Here is a 25,391-nt window from a genome sequence, read left to right on the forward strand (position 1 = left end):
CGGAGAGCACGGCCCCATGTCGATCAAGGCGTCGCCCGAGCTGAACAACCTTCTGTTCGTGCTCATCGGTGAACGGCTGCTCCAGGCGGACGAGGATCTCGCGTACGCGAGTCGGCGTCCGTACCACCGGCTCGCGGACCGCCTCACGGACCTGTCCTCCGACATCGAGCAGTCGGTCGTGGGGATCAGCCGGTCGCTGCCGCCCCAGGTCGGTGCGCACTATCTGCAGTCGATGAAGCTCTTCATCGACAACGGTGGAACCAACCATCTGCGCGACTTCTCGGACCAGTTGAAGAACATCGGCGACGGGCGCACCGAGACGTCGATGAACATCACCGAGTCCAAGTGGCAGATCATCGCCGAACTGATCCGGCTGTTGATCGAGCTGCTGATCATCTTCGTGATGTCGTTCTTCTCCGCGGGAACCTCGGCGAGCGACGCCGCCGTGGCGAAGGCCCGCAGCCGGGTGGTGCTGCTCACGGTCCTGGACACACTGCTGAAGCGTACGCATCTGATGCCGAGCCTGAGCGAGGCGTTCGAGGAGGCGTTCCAGACGTTCGCGGTACGCCTCGCCATGATGGTGGCGGGGCCCGACGGGCGACGGCCCAAAGGGTTCGACTGGAAGGCCATCGCACAGGACGGCGTCTTCGGCGGCTTCGCGGGGTTCTTTCACGGCGCGTTCTCGTCCGGGCTCGGGAAACTCCTCAAGAACGTCACGGGAGCGGGGCCGGTCCCGGTCAAGAACCTTGCCAAGGACGTGACCGACAAGGCTCCCGCGCCGACCCGGACGAAGAACTGGGGCAACATCGCGCTGAACGACGCCAAGGATTTCCTGGTCTCCGGTGGCTCGGAGTCCGTCGCGGAGGTCGTGGCGGGCGGGCTCACGACCGGGAACTGGACCACGACCTGGGACACGTTCCTCGGTTCCGGAATCAGCAGCAAGGCGGAATCGACGCTCAGCCACGGCGCGTCCAGGCCAGGAACCTGGGTGAAGAACAACTTCACCGGGATGAAGGTGAATACGTCGAGCGGTGGGGACTCGACCGACGGCACGGGGAGCGGATCCGGAGCCGGGACGAGTACGAAAACCGGCACGGGCGCGGGCACGGGCGCGGGCACGGGCGCGGGCACGGGTGCGGGCACGGGCAGCGGCACGGGCGCGGCGTCGAAGACCACCACCGTGTCCGATCCGTTCCATGACCTCGGCACGGACCCGGACGGCGAGAACGACCGGCACGACGAGGAGAAGAACGGTAGCTCCCCCGTCCCGGCCCCGGGGGGCCCAGGCGGCTCGACGCGCCCACCGACGAGTTCCACGCAGCACTCGCCGGATCCGAACACGTTCGACCGTCCCGAAACGGACACTCCCCCGGAGAAGAACAGCGAGCACGAGACCGAGCAGGCGACCGAGCACGACCCCGCGTCCGTCCAGCAACCCGGTTCCACCGGGGGGCCCGAAACCGCTCACAACAGCGGGCATCAACGCGAAGCCCGGCCCGACCACGTCGTGGACGAAGGCAACGACGACAACGAGAACGACAGCCGGAACGACAACGCCGGCAGCACCGACGAGACCGCCCGCGACACCGACACGGACGCCGACACCGAGTCCAGCAGCGATGTCCTCACCCAGGGGGAGACCACCCCGTCCTCCCACCAGGGCCCGAGCAGCCTCTCCTCGTCCTCCGGGCATGCCTCACCGTCCCCTGAGCACGAGGTGTGGAAGCAGTTCTTCGACAGCTCTCCCGATGACGCGGGTCAGGACATCCTCTCCCTCACCGACGAGCAGCAGCGCCTGCTCGACCGGATCGGCGAGGAGCGCGGCACACCGCCTCCCACGCTGGACGAGGTCAACCTGCGCAGGGACCTGCTCAACCAACTCCATGAACTGGACGAGGGCGTCGTCATCTACGTGGACGACGCCGCCAACTTCGGCCACCAGGCCGCCGCGACCATGCTGATGGACTCCCTCGACGCGCTCGGATACACCGGCCCCATCACGGCCGTCGCCGACGCCGGCGTCCAGAAGCGGCTGGAACTGCTGCTCGACGAGGACCTCAAGCAGCGTGTCCGATGGCTCACGGGCACCTTCGACCTCAGCCATGACACGCAGATCACCCCGTTCCCGTCCCACTCCGCCGGATCCGGTCCCCGGACCGGTGACAGGCGGCTCGTCCTCGTGGCGGCGAGCGACCGTCTCTCCGGCGAACCGGACGTCGCCCGCAAGTTCCTCGACTTCATGGACACGGACCGGGCCGTCGTTCTGAAGCCGTACGCCTGGGAGACCTCGCACCGGCTCCTGTACTCCCGGCAGGACGCCACGTCGTCGGTCACGGTGACGGATCTGGAACTGAGCGGGAGCGACGCGGACACCGACAGCGCACCGGACCGGACGATACCGGCGAAGGCGCTGTTCAACTTCCACACGCCGCTGTTGACCGGCGAGGAACTGAACCGGCTGATCGACCGGCACGAGGACATCGCTCCCCCGCGGCGCGCGGCGGGGCTCAAGGCCGTGGCCGAGGCCGTCCGCAACGGCACCGTCGACCTGATGCCGGTGTACGGGCTGCACAACCTGGAACCGCAGGCGCGTGCCTCGTCGCTCAGCTCCTTGGCACAGGGCATCCACGACGCCCGGCTGGGCAAGCCGTCGGTGATCCTGACGTTCGGCGCGGTGGCGGTGGAGGGCGCCAGGAAGTACGAGCAGAACTGGCTGCACACCACGACACTGGGTGATGAGCGTCTGGGCGAGAAGCTCAGCGGTCTCGATCCGGACCACGTCCTCGTCGTGGACGGAGACAAGCTGCCCCAGGACGTCTTCCGGCAGATCTTCCAGCTGGGCGACCTGCCGGCCGTCGTCGAGGGTGCCAACACCAGCAACCTGATGCAGCTTCTCGGGCGCCCGTACCTCTCGGCGGTCACCAAGCACACCCCCTACGACTCCTCCGAACAGGATCAGGCGGACCGCCTGCAGAAGGTCACCGACGCGGTCACTCACTACACCGAGTGGGGAGAGGAGCTCGAATTCACGGACGGCTGGCCACGGGCCGAACGTACGGAGACCGCCCTGTCGGTTCTCAGGGCCCTGCCGCCGGCCGAGGACGGCTCGGCGAACCTGAAGCTGACCCAGGACGAGATGGCCCGGCTTCTCGCCAGGGACGACGGGTCCAGGAACCCCGACCGGAAACGCAGGTACGACGTCCTCGAACCGGCCCAGGTCGCCGAGATCCTGCGGGGTTCCAATGGCCTCGACGCCATGCTGACGTACGAGGCCGTGGACAAGCGCACGGCGACCCCGCCCCCGCCGATCCACATCACGCCCGCCCAGGCGGAGCGGCTGCGGACCTCGGTACGGGCACGGCACGAACAGCATCTCGAATCCGTGCGCGAGGAGACCGCGGGGTACTCGGTGACTCCGAGTGCCCGGCAGACGGCCGTCATCGCCGATGCCCTCAGGGACATGCGCGATCCGGGTTCGGCGCTGTACGCGTACTACCGGGATCTGAAGTCCAGGGCTCGCGACCCGTACAACGATCAGACGCTCCAGGCACTCCGGGGCGTTCTGACAAGCCGTCAGCCATTGCCCGTACCCGTGCGGCCGAAACGAACCACGGCGCCGTCCCCGGTGGTCACGGAGTCCCGGGAGACCCTCCGGCCCCCGGTCCGGTCCCAGGCACCGACACGCCCCCAGGACCAGAACCAGCGGAACAAGACGTCGACGGCCACTCCCGCGCTCATGGAGTCGCCGACCCCGGTGCAGGTGACGTCGACGGCCACCCCGGTGCAGACCGCCTCCGATTCCGACGAGGAATTCGGGCACTTCGGCTCGCTGCTGGACGACGAACCCGCCCCGTCCGACGAAGAATTCGGGAACTCCACCTCCCTCCTCGACGACGAACCCGCCCCGTCCGACGAAGAATTCGGGAACTCCACCTCCCTCCTCGACGACGAACCCGCCCCGTCCGACGAAGAATTCGGGAACTTCACCTCCCTCCTCGACGACACGACCACCGATTCCGATGACGACTTCGGCGGCGAGACCTTCGGAAGTCTGCTCGACAGCGGCGCCGAGTCCGAGATCGAATCCGTTCCTGCCGTCAGCACCTCGCATCCGGTCGCGACTGCGCAGCCGCCCGCCCAGCCCCGTATCGTCACCCGGCCCGTCTCGTCCGTGCTGGGGCTGGACGACAGCACGGTGTCCGACAGCGATCTCGTGCGTCAGCTCCTGGTCGACGCCGAGAACGAACAGGTGGGCTCCGCCTCCCACTCGGACACCGACTGGAAGCAGCGGTCGAACCGTTTCCCCACCGTCGTCGGCGCGGACACCTACCGCGACCACCGGCGTGACAAGGCCGCCGTCCTCCGCGACCGCCACACCGTGCCGTGGAAGGGCCGGAAGGTCTCCTTCTTCGCCGCGCACGGCACGCCCACCCGGATCACCCTGACGCGCACCGACGGCACGAAGGTCCAGATCACCGGAAAGGAGCTGGGCCGCTACCTGCTCCGTACTCAGGAACTCGGGCCGCAGGGACAACCGATCGTGCTGTATTCCTGCTCCACGGGCGGCTCCCCCACGCACGGCGGCCTGTCCGCCGCACAGCATGTGGCCAACCTGACCGGACGGGTCGTGTACGCGCCCACCACGGACGCCGGCACCGCACTCGTGAACGGCCGCGTGGAGCCGATCCTCTACCTCGACGAGCACGGCACACCGGGCTCGTGGGTGGCCTTCCACCCCGAACCGGCCGGCGCGACCCTCACCGGGCTCGCCACCGCCGCGGGGCTGCACGAGGGGACGCAGCCGCTCGATCCCTGGGCCCGGACACGGACCCTGCAACTGGTCCGTACGCTGCGGGGCACGTTCGGCATCGAAGTCGAACGGTCCCCCCGCTACCCCGACCTGCTGAGGTCCCTGGCCGAGCTGGACTCGGCACGGTTCGGTGGCGCCGCGTTCTGGGCGCCGTACCAGGGCGGGCGGATGACGCCCGAACTCCTGCGCCGGATCAGCCACGACGTGGCCGCGGCACCTGCGGTGGACTCCACGGCTCCCACGCAGACGGACGGATGGACCGGTCCGGCGGAAGGAACGCCCGGCGGCTCCGTGATGGAAATGGGCGACCTGTCGGGGCCCGACCGGGGGCAGGGTCTCGCCGGCCTCAAGGAGCGTTACGCCGAACTGCTCTCCCTCACCCTCCCCGCGCCCACGACGGTCGCGAACCCCGAGCCCGACTCGGACGCGGACCCGGAGAATTCGGACACCGGCCCCGCCTCCGAGCCGGCCCCGTCCGTCGAGACGCCCCTCCCCTTCACCGACGAGCTCGACCTCCACCGTCCGGCGCGGGTGGTGCCCGACATGCCGTCGCCGCCCCCCGTCGGAAGCCCTGTGGTCTTCGAGAACGGCAGCGAGCTCCCCACCTATCTGACCGGAGACGGAGAGAAGCCCGACTCGGGTGGTACCTACGGCCAGAGCCACGTCACCCTGCGCGGCGTCGACCTGGCGGTCGGCGAGATCGCGGGCCGTACCGGACTGCGTCTGCCGCCCGGTCCACGCGGACCGAAACATCCCCTCACCACGCTCGACAAGGCGCTGCACCTCACCCCGCAGGTGTTCCACGGCGACGGCTGGACCTCGCCGGCCTTCGAGGACGCGGACGGACGCAAGCGCGTCCTGCGCGTCGTCCAGCGTCCGCACAATGCCTGGGAGCGGTTCACCGACCCCCAGGGCAATCCGGTGAAGGTCGATCAGATCCAGCGCAGTCAGATCACGACCGGCGGTACGAAGTCCGTCTCCACCGCACGGCAGTTGGCGGCGAGCCTGCCGGTCGGGCCGCCCGGAGGGGCCGCCGCCTACGGCAGGGTCGGGGCCGCCATCGGCAGCCAGCGCACCTATGACTACAACACGCAGGACCAGACCCTCAGCCAGGTCGAGACCCGGCTGGCCGACGAGTCACATCTGTATCTGGACGACGTGCAGTACGAGGTGTGGACCGAGGACCTCACCAAGCCCGACGAATCCACGGAACGGAGCACGTTCGGCGTCCGCCACGGTCTGCTGGTCAGGATCTCCGACAGCCTCACGACGAAGAGCACCTCCCTGCACGCCCCACCGACGATGGAACTGGACGCGTCGTCCGACTACCGGAACGTGCACACCGAGGGATTCGGTCCCGTCCAAGGGCTCCTGGAGTGGGCCGTCGGCGTGACGGGGGCCGAGCCGGGCAGCTCCACCCATGCCGAACTGACCAGGTTCTTCAGCTCCGAGAACTTCCATCGGCTGGCGGACCGGATGGCCAAGGGCAGGGTCACCGGTCAACCACTGTTCAAGGAGGGCAAGTCCGCGACACCGCTGGGCGCGTTCGTCATCGACCGAGTGGTACCCGGCAACGCACTGCTGCTCTCCGAGACGACCCTCGCCGAGCTGCGCAACACCCTCCAGCAGGTGATCAAGAACGACCGGAGCCTGTCGCGCACGACGAGCCAGGAACTCCAGGCGATCCTCGGTCCCAGCTTCGACATCACCTCGTTCTTCGGACCGCCTGCCGGGCTGCGGGCCATGGCGGGGCTCTTCGGCCGGTACGGGCGCAGCGCCACGCGCACCGTCGTGTTCGGCGGCTCCGGGAGCAGGAAGACCGTCGGGCGGGCCAAGAAGGTGCCGACCGATCTGTATCTGGTGCCGAAGACGGTGCAGGTGCGCATGGTCGGAACATCCGAGACCAAGTCGATCACCACGTGGAGCCTGGACCGGATGACGCGGGCGGAGGCGCGCAGGCTCGCCGGGTGGGACGACGGGTCCACGCTGCGCCGGGACACCGAGGAGCCCTTCGCGCCGCCCTATCTGACGGACAGCAATCCCACCACGCTGGGGATGGGCCGCGCCGAGACGTTCCTGCACGAGCACGAGATGTCCAACGGCCGGGAGCACCCGGGTGCGGTCCCGGACCGGAACTTCCTGGACTCGTTCACGGACCGCACCATCGAGGCCATCGCGCAGGCGTACCCCGGCATGGTCGCTCCGCTGGAGCACTTCGGCGACCCCGAGCACAGCCGGTGGCGCGGCAACACGCACTACCGGATCGCGCTGCAGAACACGCTCACGCTCGTCAACACGCTCAATCATCACAGCATGGCCGGCAGGCTGGAGACGCTGGTCACCACGGGCATCCGGATCGGATTGACCGACCCGCACCGCGCCACGCGGGCGAAGCGATGGATCTGGATCGACGGCGAGCTGACCGGCCGCCAGTACGTGGGAACGCGCGACGATCTGATTCTGCGCACCAGTGCCGCGGGCTCGGAGCGGCTCGACGGCTCGGAGAACGTGGTCTGGACGAAGGAGGGGGGCTTCGACGTCAGCCTGGCCGTGCGCGACTCCGTCAAGGACTCCAGCGGCATGCCGATGAACGCCGGCGCCACACAGGCCGGATTCCGGTGGACATGGCAGAAGGGCCGGCGCACCGGGTCGGGTGCCACGGCTTCGTACGAGTCGCTGCACGCGAGTGCCTCGCCGTCGCACGTGTTCGGGTACCGGTTGAGACTGACCGTGAAGAGCGGCGGCTACTGGCGGTTCCGCGGCATGCTGCGGGGCATCGGCTCGCTGGGACTTCTCGGCACGGGTCCGTTCGTCCAGGTGGAAAAGAGCCGCGATCTCATCGGGGGCACCGCGGGACAGGCCATCACCGGACAGGTCCTGCTCAACGTGCCGGACGAGCACAGCCCGCGCACCGAGCCGGTCGAACCGGTCGTCGAACCGCCTGTCACCACGGCCCTGTCCGATCAGCGGACGCTGGCCCTGCTGACCGGGGATCCGGACGGTCTGGCCGAGGGGCACGAGCTGAGCCCCTTCGGCGATCTGCCCTACCAGCTCATCGGCGTCGCGGGCCATGACGAACTCGCCCGGACCGCCGAGGAACTGATGGCCCAGGCGTCGGGCGACTCGTGGCACTTCGCCCGCACGGGCTCGGCGGCGCACGACGCCATGGTGCGCCAGTTCCAGTCGCAGTACCTGACGTCGGCGTTCGACCAGACGTCCGCGAAGACGGGCGCGCGCACGACGGGGCTCTTCGGTTCGGGCCCCTATCTGAACCGCGTCGGTGAACTGGTCCACCGGACACAGGCACGCAATCCGGTGGTCGTGTCGGAGTCGTTCAGCATCGAGACCGAGCAGACCATCGGCAGCGACATCCAGGTGTCGCACGCGGTCGTCACCACCCGTGTCTTCACCGTCAGCGGCGTCTTCTCGCTCACCCGCAGCCATCCGGTGGGCCCCTCGCTCGCCGGCGCGTACGGGCTGCAGGCACGCTGGGCGCGGGCCAGGGCACAGGCGGACACCGTCAACCGCACGGTCACGGCGGAGATCGACCGGGACGACGAGAGCCGCAAGTATCTGGTGTCCGCCGACACGGTGCACGAGATCGCCGTCGCCTCGGCCCCTGATGGACTCCTCGCCCCACTGGACAAGCTGGCGCATCTGACCCGGCTGTCCCGGCGCGGCCGGCAGCTCATGTTCGGCTCCGACCTGCTCGCCCACGTGCCGGAGAAGGCCGCACATCGGCTGGGGCTGGTCAAGGACGGCCTCGGTGAGGTACCGCTCTACACGAAGTCGCCCTGGTACCTGCCGAATTGGCTGCGGCGCAATCCGTTCGGCTCGTTTCCCGTCAACTCTCTCGACCCCACCAGGGCGTTGAGCGCCTTCGACCGGAGAATGAAAGCGGCGAAGGTCGACTCGGTGAGCCGGGAGCGGGTCCGTTCCCTCGTCACCCCGCGCGCGTTGCTCGCGCTGCGGCAGCAGATGGCGTCCCCCGCCGGGGTGACCGCACGGGGCCGGGTGCACCGGCTGAGTCTCGGACCGGTCAGGATCGGCTCCCGGGACGCCGTGCTGCGGATGGAGCTGATCCCGGGGGAGCCGAAGTTCGACGGGCTGGACCACAGCGCCACGTTCCAGGACAATCTGGCCGCCGCCGAGACGATCGACGTGGCGCAGACCAAGGGCGTGTCGAAGGCGCTCGGCGTCTCGGTGTCCGAGGGGATCCGCACCGGGAACGACAAGGCCACGGCCGTCACCCCCTCGTACAGCGAGTCGGGCAACTCGTCCCAGCAGACCTCGGTCACCACCTCGATCACCCGCCTGAAGGGCTTCACCTTCTATCCGAACGAGCCGTACGCGGACTTCCTCACGCCCTACCGGATCCGGCTCGTCCTCGACTTCGGCGACGGGAGCGGCATCGAGGAATCGGGCGACGCGGGGACACTGCGCGAGCAAGTACCTCTGAGCCTGTCCGCCCCCCGGATCCGGCACGAGGACGCACCGGACGGACCTGACGACCTCGGCGAACCCGATGACCTCGGCGATCCAGAAGTGGTCGATCCGGTCCCGGAGGTCACGTTCTGGCCGTCCGCCGCGGTCACCCCGGAGTCCGTCGCCGCCTGGCAGTCGACGAAACAGCCCGACGGGACGACCCGCCCGTTCTCGCTGCCGTCCAACGGTTTCCATGTCCGTCGTGTCACCAATCCGTCCACCATGCGCCAGGCCGCGGACCTCGCCATCGCCAAGGCGTACGGCACCGAACTGCCCCACGCCGAGAAGTACACCGGCGCGCCGCTGGTCACGGCCGTGGGCAAGGCCCGCCGGTCCGGTCTGGTCCGGCCGGGCACGGCCGCCGCCCAGGCGGTGACCGACGGCCTTCAGCCCACCCAGCTCGCGGCGTTCTTCGGCGACAGCACCGACGAGGACGGGTACGTGGTGGCCGGGCTGTCCGAGAACACCTTCGCCGGTGGCGCCAACGGCACCTACCGTCTGTACTCCAAGCCCCGCCTCGACAGGGCGACTCTTCTGACCGTGGCGCCCGAGAGCACCATGGAGAGCCCGGAGCGCTACACGGAGGGGTCCGACACCACGATCACGCTCGGCGGCACCGAGTCGTCGACGCTCGGGCTCCAGCCGAACCTGGCGACCCCGGCGGCGGGTTCCACGGGCCCCGCGCCGACCGGGAACGGCATCAACGCCGGTGAGGGCACCGGCAGCAAGGCCACCGACGCCACCGGCTCGCAGTTCAATGTGAAGCCCAGAACAGGCCGGTCCTTCCTGTTCTCGATCCCCACCGCCTGGCTGGGCGTGGCCGAGGTGGAGCGCAGCTTCAAGGACAGCTCCGCCGGCGCGTGGCTGGGCAGGACCCTCGGTCCGTTCGGCTACACCCGGCCGGGCCCCCAGGCGGTCGAGTTCGAGACGCACGTGCTGGCCTGGGTGCGCGAGGACGTGGCACGGCAGTACGGGCTGATCGGCGACGACTCCTTCCCCGAGCGGGTCTCCGACGCCTGGACGGCGGTGAAGGAGGCGACCGATGCCTGGGTCGACGCCGACAAGACGTACTGGGCGGCGCGGCGCGAGATCAGCGCGATTCCCTCTCTGACCGAGATGCGGAATGAGATCAACCGGCTCGAACGGGAGCGGGCCGATGTCCGCAGGGTCCGGTCGCTGGCCGGGTACACGGGCCTCGCGCATCCGGGCACCACGGGCGACCGCTCACCGCACGACCTTTCCACCGCCGAAGAACTCGGCGCGCTGAACGCGAAGTTGAAAGCGGCCAGGAAGGCGCTGCGCGACCGGCCCGCCGACGTGGCCGAACACGACCGGCGGGTGACCGCCCTGGCGGATCTGCTGGCCACGGCGGACGAGGCGGCCGCCGAGTTCCATCGGATCCGGACCGCGGCCGACCGGCTGACCCGCTGGCACCGGCTGCCCGCCGAAAGGCGCGAGAGCCTGACCGAACCCGCGGCGGTGACCTACCGGCCACCCGCCGCGGCCGAGGAGCCGACAGGCCCCGCTGTCCCCACGTACACCGGTACGGCCTTCGACACGGACACGGACGAGACCGCCGGTACCGACTTCGGTCCGGCCACGCTCGTCTCCCCCACCGGGGAGACCTACGTCCTGAACGACGTGCCCGAGGACGGCGACGGCTTCTACCACGCGCTGGCCGAGTCGCTGCACCACACCGCCCCCAGGTCGCTGAGCGACCGGGTGCGGGCGACCGACCGGGCGTCGCTCGTCACCGGACTGCGCGCACTCATGGCCGACGCGCTCCAGCACCCGCGCAACCGCAATCTGTTGAAATTCGCCCTGCCCGACCGGCCGGACACCTTCACGAAGGAGGAGTTGGAGTCCGGCGGGCCCCGGTTCGCCCAGGACTCCCCCGAGGGGAGGGAGTTCGAGAAGCTCGGCAGGATCCCGTTGTACGCGGCGCTCCCGGATCCGCAGGAGCGCGCGGCCCTCGCCGCCGCCCAGTTGAGGCGTCCCGGCGCCGCCGCCGACAACAGCGGCTGGGACCACGGTGCCGCGGACCTGCTGCCCGCGCTCGCGGCGCGCACCTTCCGGGCCCGGGTCACCGTCGTGCGCGACGACGGTACCTTCCAGGAGTTCGCCCCACCCACGGGCTCGGACTCCGAGGCACCGCACATCGTGCTCTTCCTCAAGGACAAGCACTACCGGTGGGCGGCGCTCGACGGCGTCCCCCCGGCGGGGGACGGTCTGCCGCTGCCCGCACCGGTCGCTCCGGTCACGAAGGCCTCCGTCACGCCGAAGGAATCCACGCCGCCGCGGCCGTCCTGGACGACTCCGCCGTGGAAGCGCCGCAACACCGACGAGCCGGACCGATCGGGCCACATCGTCGACGCCCGCGCGATGACGCTCACCGACCCCTCCGGCATCATCCATGACCTCGTGGCGCCGGTCGGACCCGGCAGCGGTACCGGTCACGGTTTCTGGTCGGCCCTGGCCCAGGCGCTCCCCCCGAGCCCCACGGGCACCGCCGCCGCCCTGGTGGCCGACCGGTCGCTGCCCGAATCGGTCAGGAAGGATCTGCTGGAGGGGCGCCGCTGGAGCGACGCGACGACGCAGACCGCGATCCGGCTGGCCGCGGACGGGCGCGGGATCACGATCGTCGTGGTGAACGAGGACGGTACGTCCCGCACCCACCCCCCTTCGCACCCGGACTCCCTTGCCGACGAGCGGAACAGGCCCGTGGTGACGCTGTTCCGACGCGGCTCGGACTTCCTGACAGCCCGGCCCAGACCACCGGTCGGCCCTGCCGAGGAAACGACCACCGGAGTGATCAGCGAGAGCGGCGACGACGGTCCGAGCACCCCGGACCCGCTGACCCTGTTCCTGGACGAGCACGGACTCAGGGACATCGAGGTCGGGGAGGCGCAGGTGCGCCGCCTCGGCAAGGAGGGCAGGCCCCTGCTCACCGGGAACACGAGCGTGAGCGCCACCCTCGCCCTGGGGGCAAAGGTGAGGATCGCCGACCTGGGCATCGAGGACGTCCAGGTGCGCGCCCTGCTCCAGCGCAACGCTGATCTCCTCCGGGACCGCCCCGGCCTGCTGGACGATCTGAACGACATCGGCAAGCGCGAACAGGGCCCCGGCCCCAACCCTCAGCCGTCGACGTCCTCGGCTGCCCCGCTCGCGCCGTCCACGCCGCCCACCATGGTCTGGATGCCCGGCTACGCGACCGGCGACCAGTTCGGCATCGCCGCCATGCTCATCGGCGACCCCGAGCGGTACTGCCTGATCGTCACCGGACCCGAGCGCGGTGCAAAAGGGCACGACCCGAGGGACAAGGGCCCCGCCATCCGGGATTTCCTCATCCGGAGCGGTATCTCGTCCGATCGTGTCCTCCTGTTCCGGACCGATTCCGTGAAGGCGGGGAAGAAGGTCGTGCAGGAGCAGTTCAGGATCAGGTTCCCCGAAAGCAGGAGTCTCTCCAACAAGAAGCTCGATGCCCACGTCATTCCGGTCGGATCCGGCACGACGTGGATCGGCGAGAATTTCAACGAAGACATACGCGACCGGATCCGCGCCGCCTGGAACCTGGACGACGAGCATTTCTCCGGCACCGACCGGGCAGCCGTCGAGAAGTGGCTCCGAAACCGGGGCATCGAGGTTTCCGAGGACCGCGAGACGATCGTCCTCTGGTCGCGCTTCAGCGGAAAGAAGGGCGACATCCACAGCGAGCACGACACCAGTTACACGGGCATGAGTCAGCTTCTGGAGGGAATACGGCGGCGGGCGGCGGAGCAGGGCAGGAACCCGCTGGTCATCATCGCGGGCGATGCGTATGCGGACCCCCGGCACCAGGGCAAGTACGCGGAATCGGTGCGGAAGACGCGCGAACAGGGGCTCGATGTCCACAACCTCACCCATTTCTGGGAGGACGCGTCGGCCTCGCACGCGGCCTGGGGCGGTGACACCCGCATAGGGCAGATGCGGCTCTACGAATATCTGCACCGCAACAGCGCACCTCTGAGGCATCTCGGGTTCCGCAGCGGAAACCTGGAGGCAATGGCACTGTCCGGACACGAGGTCCGCTACCTGGAGGAGCCCGGCAGCAGTGGCGGCGCACGGATGGAGAAATGGCACGATGCGAACTCGAAGCGAGCGCATCTGCCGAATTCGGTGTCCATCGGGTACGAGCGCATCACTGTTCACGAACCGCCCACCCGCACCGGCAAATATCTCGTCCGGAAGCGTGCGTCGCAAACGGAAGGATCGGAACTCGACTGGAACGTGGAGCGGCCTCCGTTCGTCTTCGGGTATCCGGGGCCGCGCGTCGAGAAGCCGAAGGAACTGAAGGACCTGGAAAAGGGATTCATGACCGAGGACGTGAAGAAGATCGTCGACTATCTGCTCGGTGCGTCATGACGGACCGGAGCGAGGCGCCGAGTCATGAGCCGGAGTCCCGGGTGCGGCCGGACGGGTCGCCGCTGCCACCGGTGCCGGACCACATCCGCGAGGCGGCCCGGCAGGCGCCCGACCACTGGCTCGGCGTCGTCGACCCCGGCTGGACCGATCCGGCCCCGCCGCCGCCCTGGGCGGTGGCCGGGGAGTGGCGCTCCGGGCTCGACGGCGAGGTCGTGGAATGGCGGCCCAATGACGACTACCGGCCGTCGCCGCTGACCCTCGGCTGGGCGGAGCCCACCGACCCGGTGGACGCCGCCGTGCAACTGGCCGTCACCGGGTACGGGCTCCTGCGCGACGCCGTAACGGCCCTGGGCGGCGCGGAGGTGACGGTGCTTCGGGCACCCGACGGCGGTCCGCTGACCGTGGCCGGGGAGGACGGGGAACCCGCGGTACCGGTCTTCACCTCGGCACCCCACCAGGTGTTCGGAGGCGCGCTGGCACACGATACGGTCGCTGTCGCCGAACTGGTCCGGCTCATCGCCCCCGCCGACGGCCGTATCTCCGTCAATCCCGCAGGCCCCGCACGTCTGTTGCTCGACGCGCGGCAGGTGCTCGACGCCGTTGTCCCCACCGGGTCCTCCCCTGCCGCGAGTTCCGCCGAGCCTCCCAGCACCGTCCCCACCAGTCCCGTCACCCAGAGGACCCCATGACCACGTCCAGGAACGAAGAAACCGCGGCCGCCTCCGAGGCGGAGGTGCATGCCACCGCCGAGGCCACCGGCTCGGGCGAGACCTCGGTACGGACCGCTCCCGCCGCTCCCGCGGAGGAAGCGGCCGCGCCGGGGGCCACGAGCACGACGACGGGCGGCGCCGAGGCGGACAAGCGGGCCGGGAAGAAAGCGGAGAAGGAATCCGGGCAGGAGAGCGAGGAGAAGGCCGGGAGCGAGCCCGCGACCGCGGGGTCCGCCACTGCCGAAACCCCGGCCACCGCCGAAGCGGAGGCAGCGACCGCCACCGCCGAAGCGGAAGCCGAGGCGGACGCCACCGCCACCGCCACCACCGTCACCAAGGCTCCCGAAAAGGCCGGCCGTCCCAACAAGGCGCTCCTCGCGGGCGCCGCCATCGCCGGGGTCCTGCTGGTGACGGTCCCGTTCCTGGTCCACCCGGGCGGGGGTGACGACGGCAGGCGCGCCACGGGCAACGGCGAGGCACCCGGTACCGTTCTCGGCTCCGGTACGGGGGACGTACCCGGCGCGTTCGCGTCCGCGGTGCCCTCGCCCCGCGAGGACCGGGGCAAGCGCTCACCGGCCGGCAAGGGCATCGAGGAGGACGGCGGCCCCTCCGTCGACGGTACGCACGGATCCGGTCCGATCGACGAGGGCGGGGACACCGCAGGAGCCGGCGCTGCCGACCGGAAGCCGGCCGAGGGCGGGAAGACGGCCGGGAGGACGACCACGGCCGGGAAGACGACCACGAACAGGAGCGGCGCCGGCAGCACATCGACCGGCACCACGCAGAAGGCCGCACCGCAGTCGACCGTGGTCTATACCGGCGTGGCCGGCCATGGCTGCCCCACCCCCGCCGGCGGCGGCTTCCAGCAGGACGGCTACTACAGCGACGGCAGCGACGGCTGGAACACCCGCTCCTCCGGCGGCTGGACGGGCAACGGCTGCAACGGGAGCTACTCCGCCGTCCCCATGTCCGGGGACACCGACCAGGATCACGACGCCCGCGTCAAGTGGTGGTGGAACCCCGGCACGAAGGCCCGTACCTGTCAGATCTCCGTCTACATCCCGAGCAGCGGCAGCATCCTGGACGTGGGCGGGCACCCCACGACGTATCACGTGCTGATGAACGCCAACGACCGTACGACCAAGTACAGCAGTTTCAGGATCAACCAGGTGGCTCACCGCGGCCAGTGGGTCGACGCGGGCACCTTCGCCATGAAGGGCGCCACGATCGGTGTGAAGCTGCTCGACCGGGGTGACGACTGGTCCAAGGGCTGGGAGAAGGCCCACCACGCCGCGGCCCAGATGAAGGTGACCTGCCGCTCCTGACCCACCGGGGCCGGCTTCTCACATGAGGCCGGCCCGGGTGACGAACTCGGCGATCACCACGACGAGGATCCAGCCCGGCACGGTCTCCAGGAGCTTCGGTCCGTCCCAGGGACCGCCGGTCCGCGCACGGCGGCGGGTGACAGGGGCGGTGGCGGTTCCGGCAGCATGCGCGGTGATGGCATCTCGCTCGGCCGGCAGTGGGTGTCCCTCGACGACCCGGCCACAGTGCCGGAAACACGGCCCGGGGGTGGAGGCGTCCGCCACTGCCCCCGCGGCCCGGCCCCTTGCCGGTGGACGCCGGCGGAGGCCGGATCCCGCTCCGGGGCCGGTGGCGGGGACGCCGACGGTCAGGTGCACGGGTCCCACTGTCGGACGGTGACGGACGTGCCGGTCGACGGCCGCCAGGTCGTCGTCCACCTGCGCGTACGGCGGCTTCTTTTCAGCCCCTCTCACCGACTCGCTGATTGGTAGCCTCGTTCGCAACGGCACGGGGAGGTGCGCACGATGACGCAATTGGTGTTCGTCCATGGAATTGGCGGACTTCGGGACACCAAACGTGAACTACACACGTGGACCCGCGCCTTGGCGGCAGGGATGCACGCTGCCGGCCACTCAGCTCTCGCTGAGCGGTTGACCTCCACAGATACGGCCGGACATTCCTTCGCCTACTACGCCGACCTCTTCTCTCACCCCGAGGCACAAGGCGGCGGGGAGGTAGGGGCCGGGGAAAGCGACGTTCTCGCAGACCTCCTCGTCGAACTGGTGGCCTCGCTCAGGTCTGAGCACTCCAAGGGTGTCATGCCCCGCAACCGTGCGTGGCACGAACGGGAGCGAGTACTGGCATACGCAAGCGCCGAAGCCGAGACGGCCGACCAGGCTCAAGGGAGCCTCTCCGTGCTGCGCAGGGCACTCAATGTGGCGACCACCCTCATGGCACTCAGGCCGTGGGGTGCGGTCGCGCAGTGGGCAACGCCCAAACTGATGGTCCGGGATCTCGCGCAAGTCACACGCTACCTGGCGCGCGAGGAGAAGGACTCGTCAGGACTGACCTTGGACAGCCGTATTCGTCAACGTCTGCACGAGGCGCTCGGTGACTCCCCCGCAGTGGTGGTCGCGCACTCCCTGGGGACCGTCGTAGCGCTGGAAACCCTGCACGACCGCCGGGCCCCTGCCCCCCTTCTGGTCACCCTCGGTTCGCCGCTCGCCATGCGCACGGTCGTTCTACCCAGGCTTCGGCCGCAACCGGCGAGTACACCCGAGAGCGTCAAGCGATGGCTGAACTTCTGGGACAAGGACGACATCATCGCTGTCCGGCCACAGCTCGAACGTGACGTGCGGCCCAATGAGTCAGGCGTACTCCCCTGCAGCAGCCGGATCGACTCGGACGGGATCTGGGTCCATTCCGCGGAGAAGTATCTGGCCCAGCCTGCCGTCGCCGGCCCCGTTGCCGAGGCACTGACGGCTGCGGAGCGGTCCGCCTCGTGATCGGTGAGCCTCGCCGCCACCTCCTGGTAGTGGCCCCCCAGTGCGCAGCGATGCACCACCTCACGCGTCTCAAGGAGGCAGCCTCCTCGTTGCACGCCGTGCTGGCCCATCCGGACATGGGTGCCTGTGCCCCCGCCCTCCCGGGTGGCCGGTCCCTGATAGTCGACGACCAACTGACGAGCGGCTGGATCCGGACACTGATCGGTGAAGCGATCGGGTTTGCCGCGGAACGGAGAGCACCACTGGTACTGGCACTTCTGGGGCACGGATTCGTGCCTGGATCCGTCAGTACGCTGTATCTGATGGGCGCCGACTCCGTGGAGGACGCGACCGAGCGGGCCGTCAACGTGGGCGAACTTCTCGCGGCCGCCGCGAACAAGCCCAGCATCCCCAGTGTGCTGGGCATCGTCGACACGTGCCACGCGGCCGGTGCGCTCCCTCCAGGACAGGACCTCGTCGCGGGCGCCGGGAACGGGCGCAGCCGCCTCGCGGTCCTCATGGCCTCATCCGTCCATCAGCAGGCAGTCGACCTCTCGTTCTCCAGAGCACTTGCCGACCTGATACGGAAGGGCGTGCCGGGTGCGGGCCCCCTGCTGGGCGTGGGCGAGGTGCAGCGTGAACTGTGCCGCTCCGTCATTGGGCAGGACGTGACGGTTTCCCAGCACGACGGTGATCCCTTTGCGGCGGAGCCCGTCTGGGTCTCCCGTAACCTACGCCACCAGGACGCCGACCCCGGCGGGCTCCTGGGGCAGTTGGGCCGCGAAGAACTCGCCGAGGCATTCGGCACACTCCCTGAGGAGTTGGCGTTTCCCGGCATACCCCATGACGCGAAGTCGGGGTTCGACAGCCTGGCTGCTCTCAAGGGGCTGGTGCAGTCCACGGCTCGGGACCGGGCGATCGTCGCGGTGGACTGCCTGCTCACCTCAGTCCGCACTGTCAGTTTCCTCCGTGACTGGCTCGGCGGCGAACTGACGACCGCCCGTCTGCGGCACGCTCTGCGTGCCCTGATGGCGTCGGAGCACCGCACCTTGGCATCTCCGCTGCCCGAGTTCACCGACGTAGCGATTCTGGACCGGCTGGCCTTCGACTTTCCGATGACCCGGAACAGTTGCAGACCGTCCGTCGCCGAGTTTGTGGTGCGCCTCGCGCTCGTGGCCGGCATGGACCTCGCCGATCCGGCGCTCCACACGTGGGCGCGGTCCGTGCACGCGCAGCAGGAGCTCAACGATGCCGTGACCAAGGCTCTCGCCGACCGGGGCGATCAACAGTTGAGACTCGCCGTCAGTCTCGGTTCATCACTGACCGGCGGCTGGCCGGAAGCCGTGAATGCGTGGCTGCTCCAAGACGGACAGCTGCTCGACCGACAGGACTTCGATTGCCCCACGGTGGACAGAAGGGGGGCGGAGGCCGCGATCGAAGCGGCGGCGATCTGGGCCGAGGAGCATGCGGAGGCGCTCGGACGGCGCCTGCGACGGCTCGATGTCGCCCTGCCAAGCGGCGTACTGCTGAAGTGGCGGCCGGAGGAAGCCGGTGAGAGCCTCCGCTTCGGCGTGCAATACGACGTGGTGTTGCACTGGAGTCGTCGACTCGCCCCCGATCCCGTGCTCAGGCGCATTCAAGGCGCGGTGAACGAGCGATGGGAAGAGATCGCCGCATGCACTGGCGTGCCCGTCGACTGGCTGGACGACACCGACACAGCTGATCGGCTACCGCTGCAGGGCCAACTGCGTGACGGCCGCTACCGACGGGGTATCGGTCTGATGCACCGGACCGGACTCGATGATCAGTTGATGGAGATGCTCCTTTCCTATACACCTGTGCTCCTGTGGCCCCAAGGCGCGGAGGGATTTCCCGCCGACCGGCACGACTGCCTGGAGCCTCACTGGCTGACCATGCCGGAAGGGCTCGGCCACGCCTACCAGCGCCGCTGGCGGGGTGAGGACGCGGGCCACCTCGCCGAACTTCGCGCGGTGTGGGACGACCGCGAGTGGCTGAGCTTCTGCCGACTTGTGAGAACCACCGTTCCCCCGGCCCAGAACACGATCAAGGAATCCTCATGAGCTGGAATCCGTACTACCGAGGCGACGGCGTGGTGAGGCCAGGTGTCTCTCTTCCCGATCCGCCTCCGTGGAGAACTTTTCCCCGTGCGTCGGTTGCCGATGTGTTCCAGCCGCCGGAAGGGCTGGTCGAGGCCGTCAACGCCTCCCTCGCCCTGCGCCGCCCCCTTCTGATCACAGGAAGTCCAGGCACGGGCAAATCCACAGTGATCGAGCAGGTGGCCGCAGAGCTCGACCTGGGACCTGTGCTGCGCTGGCACGTCACATCCCGCAGCACGCTCTCAGAAGCGCTTTACCATTACGACGCCCTCGGGCGCATCCACGCCCACCGGTTGCAGCAGGAGAAGGCGCGCACCGGTGCGGCGGACTCCGGCGTGGACGACATCGCAGCGTTCATGTCTCTCGGGCCGCTGGGAACAGCACTTTTACCGTCGGACCGACCGCGCGCGCTGCTGATCGACGAAATCGACAAGGCCGATCTGGATCTACCCGGGGATCTGCTGGACGTCCTGGAACGCGGCGAGTACCGCATCGAGGAACTACGGCGCGAGGGGCAGGAACTCGCTCACCTGCGCATGTCCGGCGAGGATACGAAGCACCCCGTCCGCGGTGGCCACGTACAGTGCACGGAGTTCCCTTTCATCGTCATGACCAGCAACGGGGAACAAGAACTTCCCGCTCCCTTCCTCCGCCGTTGCCTGCGCTACACGATGCCGCGCCCGACGGCCGCGCTTGTCCGGGAGGTAGTACGCAGGCACTTACGTCTGGACGTACCCGAGTCCGGTGCCAATGCCGAACTCGTGGACGCCTTCGTACGCCGCGTCAGCTCTGGCGAACGCATCGCGATCGATCAGCTCCTGAGTACTCTGCACCTGCTGAACGGGCCGGCGCAGATGAAAGACGCCGAGCGCGGCGCACTCATCGGGCTGCTGATGAAGAACCTGTCGGGTGCCTGATCAGGCGCGTCCGCTGGACGCTGTCGTCGATGCGCTCGTTGGTCTCGGCAGGGACTTCGACGCGATGTCGATCGCTGAGATCCTCTGGCTGGCGGCCGGGGACCACGGACTGCCGTCGAGTCACGCCGCGGCGACCGGCAACGGCGGTCGACGGAGGGATGCACGAACTCGGGCGGCGACAGCCGAGCAAGTCGTGGAGGCGAACGAGTCAGCGCACCGGAGCCCACTCCCCCCACCCTGGCCGCAAAATACCAGTGGTGCGGAACGAGCCGAGGTATCGCTTCCACAGGCTGGTTCCCTGCCCCGGGCCAGGGAACTTGCACGAGCGCTGAAGCCGTTGAAGCGTCCATGGCCGCGTGGCCGTCGGCAGGTACTCGATGTGAAGGCGACGGTGGACGGCTATGCCTGCAGCGGTGAGCTCACCCCGGTGTTCTCCGACGAACCGGAGCGGTGGTTCGACGCGACCTTGATCGTCGACCGGTCACCCACCATGTCGGTGTGGGCCGATACGGCGGACGATCTGAACCGTTTCCTCGCCCGTGCAGGCGTGTTCCGCACCTTGCGCGTCCGTGAGCTTTACTCGGACAAATCGCAGGACGACGCACCAGTACTGTGCGACCTGTTGGGGCAGCCTGTCACGGAGGGCGGCAGCAGATCGATCCGTCCACGTCGGCTGATGCTCATTCTGTCCGACTGGTCGTCGGCCGCATGGCGCGAAGGTTCTCAGTGGAAACGCGTCCGGGCGTGGGCGGAATCGATGCCCACCGTTCTCCTCAATCCGCTGCCCTCGAAAATCTGGCGGCATGCGGGGATGAGCCTTCCTGCCGTCCGGGTGGTCTCGGCCGGACAGCCAGGCGTGAACAGCTCGCAACTCCACTTCACTACCGACCTCTTGATGAAGCAGGTGTTTCCCGAGTCTGCCGAGGGCAACTGGCTGCCGGTGCCGGTGAGTTCCCTGACACCCCATGCTGTGGACCGCTGGGCCCGCACACTCATGCTCGCGGATCCTGCCGGGTGTGAAGCCCTTCTCCTGCCGCCCCCGGACGGCGTCGGGTCAATGGTGGAACCGGAGGAGAACGAACCGCTCGGCGGGCAGTCCCTGACCGATGCCTACCTGCACCGCGCTTCTCCGGCCGCGGTGCGCCTGGCGGTGCTCTGTTCCCTCTATCCGCAGGTCAGTGTCAACACGCTGCGTGCTGTTCAGCGAGAACTGGTCCCCGAGGCCTCATCAGCGGATCTGGCCGAGTTCGTCGTCGGGGGTCTCGTCACCGTCGTTGAAGCCGCTCAAGCTGACGGCCACGCCGTACTGCGGTTCAGGGAGGAAGCACGCGAACCCCTCCAGTCGAGGCTCGGGGCCCGGGACGCCCGCCGCCTGCAGAAAGTCCTGGACCGCTTCCTCATGAGCAACGCCTCCTCGGCCTCACGACACCCGGCAGTCGTTCCGGCCACCGACGCCGTGATCCTCGCTGACCACGAACCTTTCGCCAAGGTATTCGCCTCCGCCCTGCAGACGTTGGGGCTGGCCGCGGAAACGCCTCCCTCGGCGGTCAGCCCAAGAACCGGAACGGTTGCCGGAACCGGCGCCACCAGGTCCTCACCCGTCGCAACGACCGACTCGCACGCGCAACACAGCCTGGAGGCACAGTCCCGTTCCGATGTGACCTACGCCGAGGGAACGCCGGCCTCCGTCCGCAACAGGACGCACACGACGACGCAGCAGCGAGCGGCGGACCATCGGCCGTACTTCTTCTTGAGTTATGCACATACACCGGGGTACGGCGGTGGAACGGACCCCGATATGTGGGTCGAGCGGCTCTTCCAGGATCTCTGCAGCCATGTGATGGCCATGACCGATCTGCCCGCCGGCGCGCCCGCCGGGTTCATCGACCGCGAGATACGGTCCGGCGAGGGCTGGTCGGAGCGGCTCGGCGAGGCGCTCGCCACCTGCCGGGTATTCGTGCCGCTGTTCTCGCCGCGTTACTTCGCCAGCGAGACGTGCGGCAAGGAGTGGCACACCTTCGCGCAGCGCGCCATTCACTACCGGGCCCGCTCCAACCAGCCTGCCGAGGCGATCGTCCCGGCGCTCTGGTTGCCCGTACCGCCGAGCCAAATCCCGGGCCCCGCCGAACGGTTACAGTTCAACCACCGCGACTTCGGGGACCGTTACGTCAGCGACGGACTCTACGGTCTCATCAGGCTCAGGCTCTTCGCCGAGGAGTACGAGCGCGCGGTGTACGAACTCGCCAAGCGCATCGTCAATGTCGCGGACACCATCAGGATCGGCACCGGCCGCCCTGTCGACTACCGGCTGGCACCGAGCGCGTTCGGCCCGCCGAACAGCGGAGTCGGCGGCCCCCGCCCCATGCAGGTGACCATCGCGGCCCCCACCCGGCACGATCTGCCCGAGGGGCGCAACGCCGACTACTACGGCGACAATCCGCAGGACTGGAACCCCTACCACCCGGCCGCCGCGCGCCCCCTGGCCTATGTCGCCGAGGACCTGGTGCGCTCCCTCAACTACCAGGCCACCATCTCCTCCTTCGACGAGGAGTCGGGGCATGGGGAGGGCAAAGGAGCGCCCGGCAGGCCGGAGATCCTGCTCGTCGACCGTTGGGCCCTGCAGGACGAGGAACGGTGCCGGCGGCTCGCTGCCTTCGACGCCGAGAACCGTCCCTGGGTGACGATGGTCGTGCCGTGGAACCGCGAGGACCACGAGAGCCGGGCGGCCGAGGCCGAGCTCACCGAGAAGCTCGAACAGACCATGCCGACCAAGATGCGCCAGGGGAGGGCCTACTGCCACGCCGCGGTCAAGGGCGTACCCAGCATGGAGGCCTTCGGCCAGATCCTGCCGCAGGTGGTCGAGGCGGCGGCCCAGCAGTATCTGAGACACGCGGCGGTCTACCCACCCGCCACCGGAGGCGGACACACCGAACGGACACGGTTGATGGGGCCGATGGCACAAGCACGCTACATCCCCGAGGCGCACGGCCCTGAGACGGATGCGGAGGACACGGATGACGGCCATTCGTAACGGGCGCACCGCCACCGTCGACACCGACCTGCCCGATACCGTACCGGAGCTCGTTCAGACATGGAGCCGGGCACGCAGGGGTGCGCCGCGAAGGACCAGGAGGGCCCGGACGCCATAGGCGATGAGCCCGTCGATCACCAACAGGAAGAGGTAGGTCGGGAAGCCGGGGCCGTGGATGCCGACGGCCAACTGCTGAAGGGCTTGGTACGACAGGGCGCACCCCGCGTCTCCCAGGGTGAAGACGAACGCGCGGTCCCAGCCGGTGATGTGCGCCGCCTTCGGCGCGCTCCCTGGACTCACGCCGCCGTCCCGAAGCAGTTGCGGCCCAGGCGCGCGCCGTTGGTCTCGGGTGGCTGGGTACTGAACTTGAACGATTGTTGTCGGGGGAGGGCGAGCGGGGTGGTGCTCCGACCCGCTCCGCGCATTGGTCGACCTCGGCTACGTGGTGGTTGGTGCGAAGCAAATGGGCCACCGTGACCTTGACGAGCGGCGTGTCCTTTCACGAAGTGTCTCGTTCGCTCGGGCATCGCTCGATCAAGGTCACGGTGGACAAGTACGGCCACCTCGCCCAGGACGGCCGGGAACGCTGCCGTCAGGTGACCGAGGCGGCCGAGGAGCCGCCCGAACTCACAACCGGCCGAACGACTTCAGAACCCGGCGCTGAGCCGGTGTCGGCCGAGCGGGCCAGTAGAGATAGCAGACACCACCTGTACCGCTCCTGACCTTGCCGTTCGCGTCATAGCGCTGGGTGCGGAGCCAGATGTTCCCCAAATGCGAGCGCACCCCTTATCATACGACGCCATTCTATGCAAAAATGCAGGTCACAAACGTGGGGCCGTGTGAGACCAATGAAGTGCAGACGTACCCGTGCTGACTCGGTGCTGGCTTCCATTGCCGTCCGTTCCGGACCGTTCGGGTGCCTCGTGCCGGTTCGGTGCCGACCCTGTGCCGCTCGTCGCCCGGCAGGCGTCCACGCGCGCTCGTACCACGGGTCGTGTTCTCGTACTGCTCGACGAGGGCGGTGCGCGGAAGGATCCCGTCGCTCGCGCTGGTGATCGCGAGCTACGAAGAGCGATACGCTGCGTGACCTGCTACGACAACTCTTCGAACCCCACAGGCGGCGACGGCGGGTCAGGCCGGGTGGAGTGCCGTGCGGAGGGTGTCGGTGGCCAGAGTGATGGCGGTCTGGGCACCGCGGGTGGGGCGTAGAGCGTTGAGCATCACGAAGTCGTGGATGACGCCCTGGACGCGGACGGCGGTCACGGCGACGCCTGCGGCGCGGAGGTTGGCGGCGTATGCCTCGCCCTCGTCGCGCAGGACGTCGGCCTCGCCAGTGATGACCAGGGCCGGGGGCAGGCCTGTGAGCTGGTCGGTGGTGGCCCGCAGCGGGGAGGCGGTGATCTGCGCGCGGTCCTCCTCGCTGGTGGTGTACTGGTCCCAGAACCACTGCATGCCGTCGCGACGCAGGAAGTAGCCGGTGGCGAAATGGTGGTAGGAGTCGGTATCGAAGCTCGCGTCGGTGACCGGGTAGAACAGGACCTGCTGGAGCAGGGCCACGTCGCCGCGCTCCTTGGCCATCAGAGTCAGCGCCGCGCTCATGTTGCCGCCGACGGAGTCGCCGACCACGGCCAGCCGCGCGCCGTCCAAGTTCTTGTCGGCCCCCTGGGTGACGATCCACTGGGCAACCGCGTAGTTCTGCTCGATGGCCACCGGATAGCGGACCTCGGGCGACAGGTCGTACTCGGGGAAGACCACGGCGGCGTGCGCGCCGACGACCAGCTCGCGGACCAGGCGATCGTGGGTGTGGGCGTTGCCGAAGACCCATCCGGCGCCGTGGATGTAGAGGATCACCGGCAGCGTGCCGGTGGATCCGGCCGGCCGCACGATCCTCGCCCGCACGCTGCCGGTGGGACCACCCGTGACGGTGATCCACTCCTCGTCGATCGCCGGCAGTTCGACCTCACCCGACTGGACCTCGTCCACGGCCTTGCGCCCCTCGACCGGATCCAGGTCGAACAGGTACGGCGGGTTCGCCGTCGCCTCGGCGAACGCCAGGGCCTCGGGTTCGAGGACCGGCTGGACCGGAGTCGTCGTATCAGGCATCTGCTGCTCCTTGTGTGGTGGGAATACC

At 69.0% G+C, this 25,391-nt stretch carries 10 protein-coding genes and 2 pseudogenes; 8 read left to right on the top strand and 4 right to left on the bottom strand.

The genetic code is table 11. From position 1 onward, the window contains the following. The first annotated feature begins 16 nt into the window (after window positions 1-16). The 3 genes from ACIRP2_RS36310 to ACIRP2_RS36320 are packed head-to-tail and all read left to right on the top strand — an operon-like array spanning window position 17 to window position 15,731. Window positions 17-13,696: a hypothetical protein gene (locus ACIRP2_RS36310; protein WP_404258015.1), complete on the top strand. Its 13,680-nt coding sequence runs from the start codon at window positions 17-19 to the stop codon at window positions 13,694-13,696. Beyond that, window positions 13,693-14,385: a type VII secretion system-associated protein gene (locus ACIRP2_RS36315; protein ID WP_404258017.1), complete on the top strand. Its 693-nt coding sequence runs from the start codon at window positions 13,693-13,695 to the stop codon at window positions 14,383-14,385. The genes ACIRP2_RS36310 and ACIRP2_RS36315 overlap by 4 nt, the downstream gene beginning before the upstream one ends. Further along, entirely contained in the window at window positions 14,382-15,731 is a 1,350-nt protein-coding gene (locus ACIRP2_RS36320) for a hypothetical protein (RefSeq protein WP_404258019.1), read from the top strand. The genes ACIRP2_RS36315 and ACIRP2_RS36320 overlap by 4 nt, the downstream gene beginning before the upstream one ends. 18 nt (window positions 15,732-15,749) lie before the next feature. Here ACIRP2_RS36320 and ACIRP2_RS36325 read toward each other — a convergent pair whose 3' ends face one another. Further along, window positions 15,750-16,184 (bottom strand): SCO1431 family membrane protein, encoded by a 435-nt coding sequence (locus tag ACIRP2_RS36325; RefSeq protein WP_404258021.1) that lies wholly within the window; start codon window positions 16,182-16,184, stop codon window positions 15,750-15,752. 177 nt (window positions 16,185-16,361) lie between these two features. On the opposite strand from ACIRP2_RS36325, the gene ACIRP2_RS36330 reads away from it, so the two are divergent. The 5 genes and pseudogenes from ACIRP2_RS36330 (at window position 16,362) to fsxC (ending at window position 23,260) form a co-directional block, all read left to right on the top strand. Further along, window positions 16,362-17,216 carry a hypothetical protein gene (locus ACIRP2_RS36330; protein WP_404258023.1) on the top strand — a complete coding sequence of 285 codons (855 nt, stop codon included), beginning with the start codon at window positions 16,362-16,364 and terminating at the stop codon, window positions 17,214-17,216. 302 nt (window positions 17,217-17,518) lie between these two features. Further along, window positions 17,519-19,276, top strand: a complete 1,758-nt coding sequence (locus ACIRP2_RS36335; RefSeq protein WP_404258025.1) for a hypothetical protein — start codon at window positions 17,519-17,521, stop codon at window positions 19,274-19,276. Beyond that, complete coding sequence (locus tag ACIRP2_RS36340; protein WP_404258027.1) at window positions 19,273-20,229, top strand: AAA family ATPase; 957 nt, start codon at window positions 19,273-19,275, stop codon at window positions 20,227-20,229. Before ACIRP2_RS36335 ends, ACIRP2_RS36340 begins: the two co-directional genes overlap by 4 nt. A 64-nt stretch (window positions 20,230-20,293) precedes the next feature. Continuing rightward, a pseudogene (locus ACIRP2_RS36345) lies at window positions 20,294-21,622 on the top strand (SAV_2336 N-terminal domain-related protein); the annotation flags it as partial. Window positions 21,623-21,886: 264 nt separating this feature from the next. Next, window positions 21,887-23,260, top strand: coding sequence for an FxsC protein (fsxC, locus tag ACIRP2_RS36350; RefSeq protein WP_404258078.1), 1,374 nt, complete (start codon window positions 21,887-21,889; stop codon window positions 23,258-23,260). Window positions 23,261-23,314: 54 nt separating this feature from the next. Here the strand turns inward: fsxC and ACIRP2_RS36355 are convergent, their stop codons facing one another. The 3 genes and pseudogenes from ACIRP2_RS36355 to ACIRP2_RS36365 all read right to left on the bottom strand — a co-directional run bounded on the left by ACIRP2_RS36355 (window position 23,315) and on the right by ACIRP2_RS36365 (window position 25,363). Beyond that, a complete protein-coding gene (locus ACIRP2_RS36355; protein ID WP_404258029.1) occupies window positions 23,315-23,560 on the bottom strand; it encodes a hypothetical protein in 246 nt (81 codons plus the stop codon). 327 nt (window positions 23,561-23,887) lie between these two features. Next, window positions 23,888-24,025 (bottom strand): annotated as a pseudogene (locus tag ACIRP2_RS36360) (peptidase C39 family protein); the annotation flags it as partial. Window positions 24,026-24,391: 366 nt separating this feature from the next. Further along, complete coding sequence (locus ACIRP2_RS36365) at window positions 24,392-25,363, bottom strand: alpha/beta hydrolase (RefSeq protein ID WP_404258031.1); 972 nt, start codon at window positions 25,361-25,363, stop codon at window positions 24,392-24,394. Between the last annotated feature and the right edge of the window lie 28 nt (window positions 25,364-25,391).

This window comes from Streptomyces sp. NPDC101194 (genome assembly GCF_044767885.1).
Taxonomy (GTDB): Bacteria; Actinomycetota; Actinomycetes; order Streptomycetales; family Streptomycetaceae; genus Streptomyces.

Bases quoted from the DNA above. Each gene is read 5' to 3' on its own strand.
- ACIRP2_RS36340 (WP_404258027.1), top strand. From the start codon at position 19,273: ATGAGCTGGAATCCGTACTACCGAGGCGACGGCGTGGTGAGGCCAGGT.
- ACIRP2_RS36365 (WP_404258031.1), bottom strand. From the start codon at position 25,363: ATGCCTGATACGACGACTCCGGTCCAGCCGGTCCTCGAACCCGAGGCC.
- ACIRP2_RS36335 (WP_404258025.1), top strand. From the start codon at position 17,519: ATGGGCGCCGACTCCGTGGAGGACGCGACCGAGCGGGCCGTCAACGTG.
- ACIRP2_RS36320 (WP_404258019.1), top strand. From the start codon at position 14,382: ATGACCACGTCCAGGAACGAAGAAACCGCGGCCGCCTCCGAGGCGGAG.
- ACIRP2_RS36315 (WP_404258017.1), top strand. From the start codon at position 13,693: ATGACGGACCGGAGCGAGGCGCCGAGTCATGAGCCGGAGTCCCGGGTG.
- ACIRP2_RS36310 (WP_404258015.1), top strand. From the start codon at position 17: ATGTCGATCAAGGCGTCGCCCGAGCTGAACAACCTTCTGTTCGTGCTC.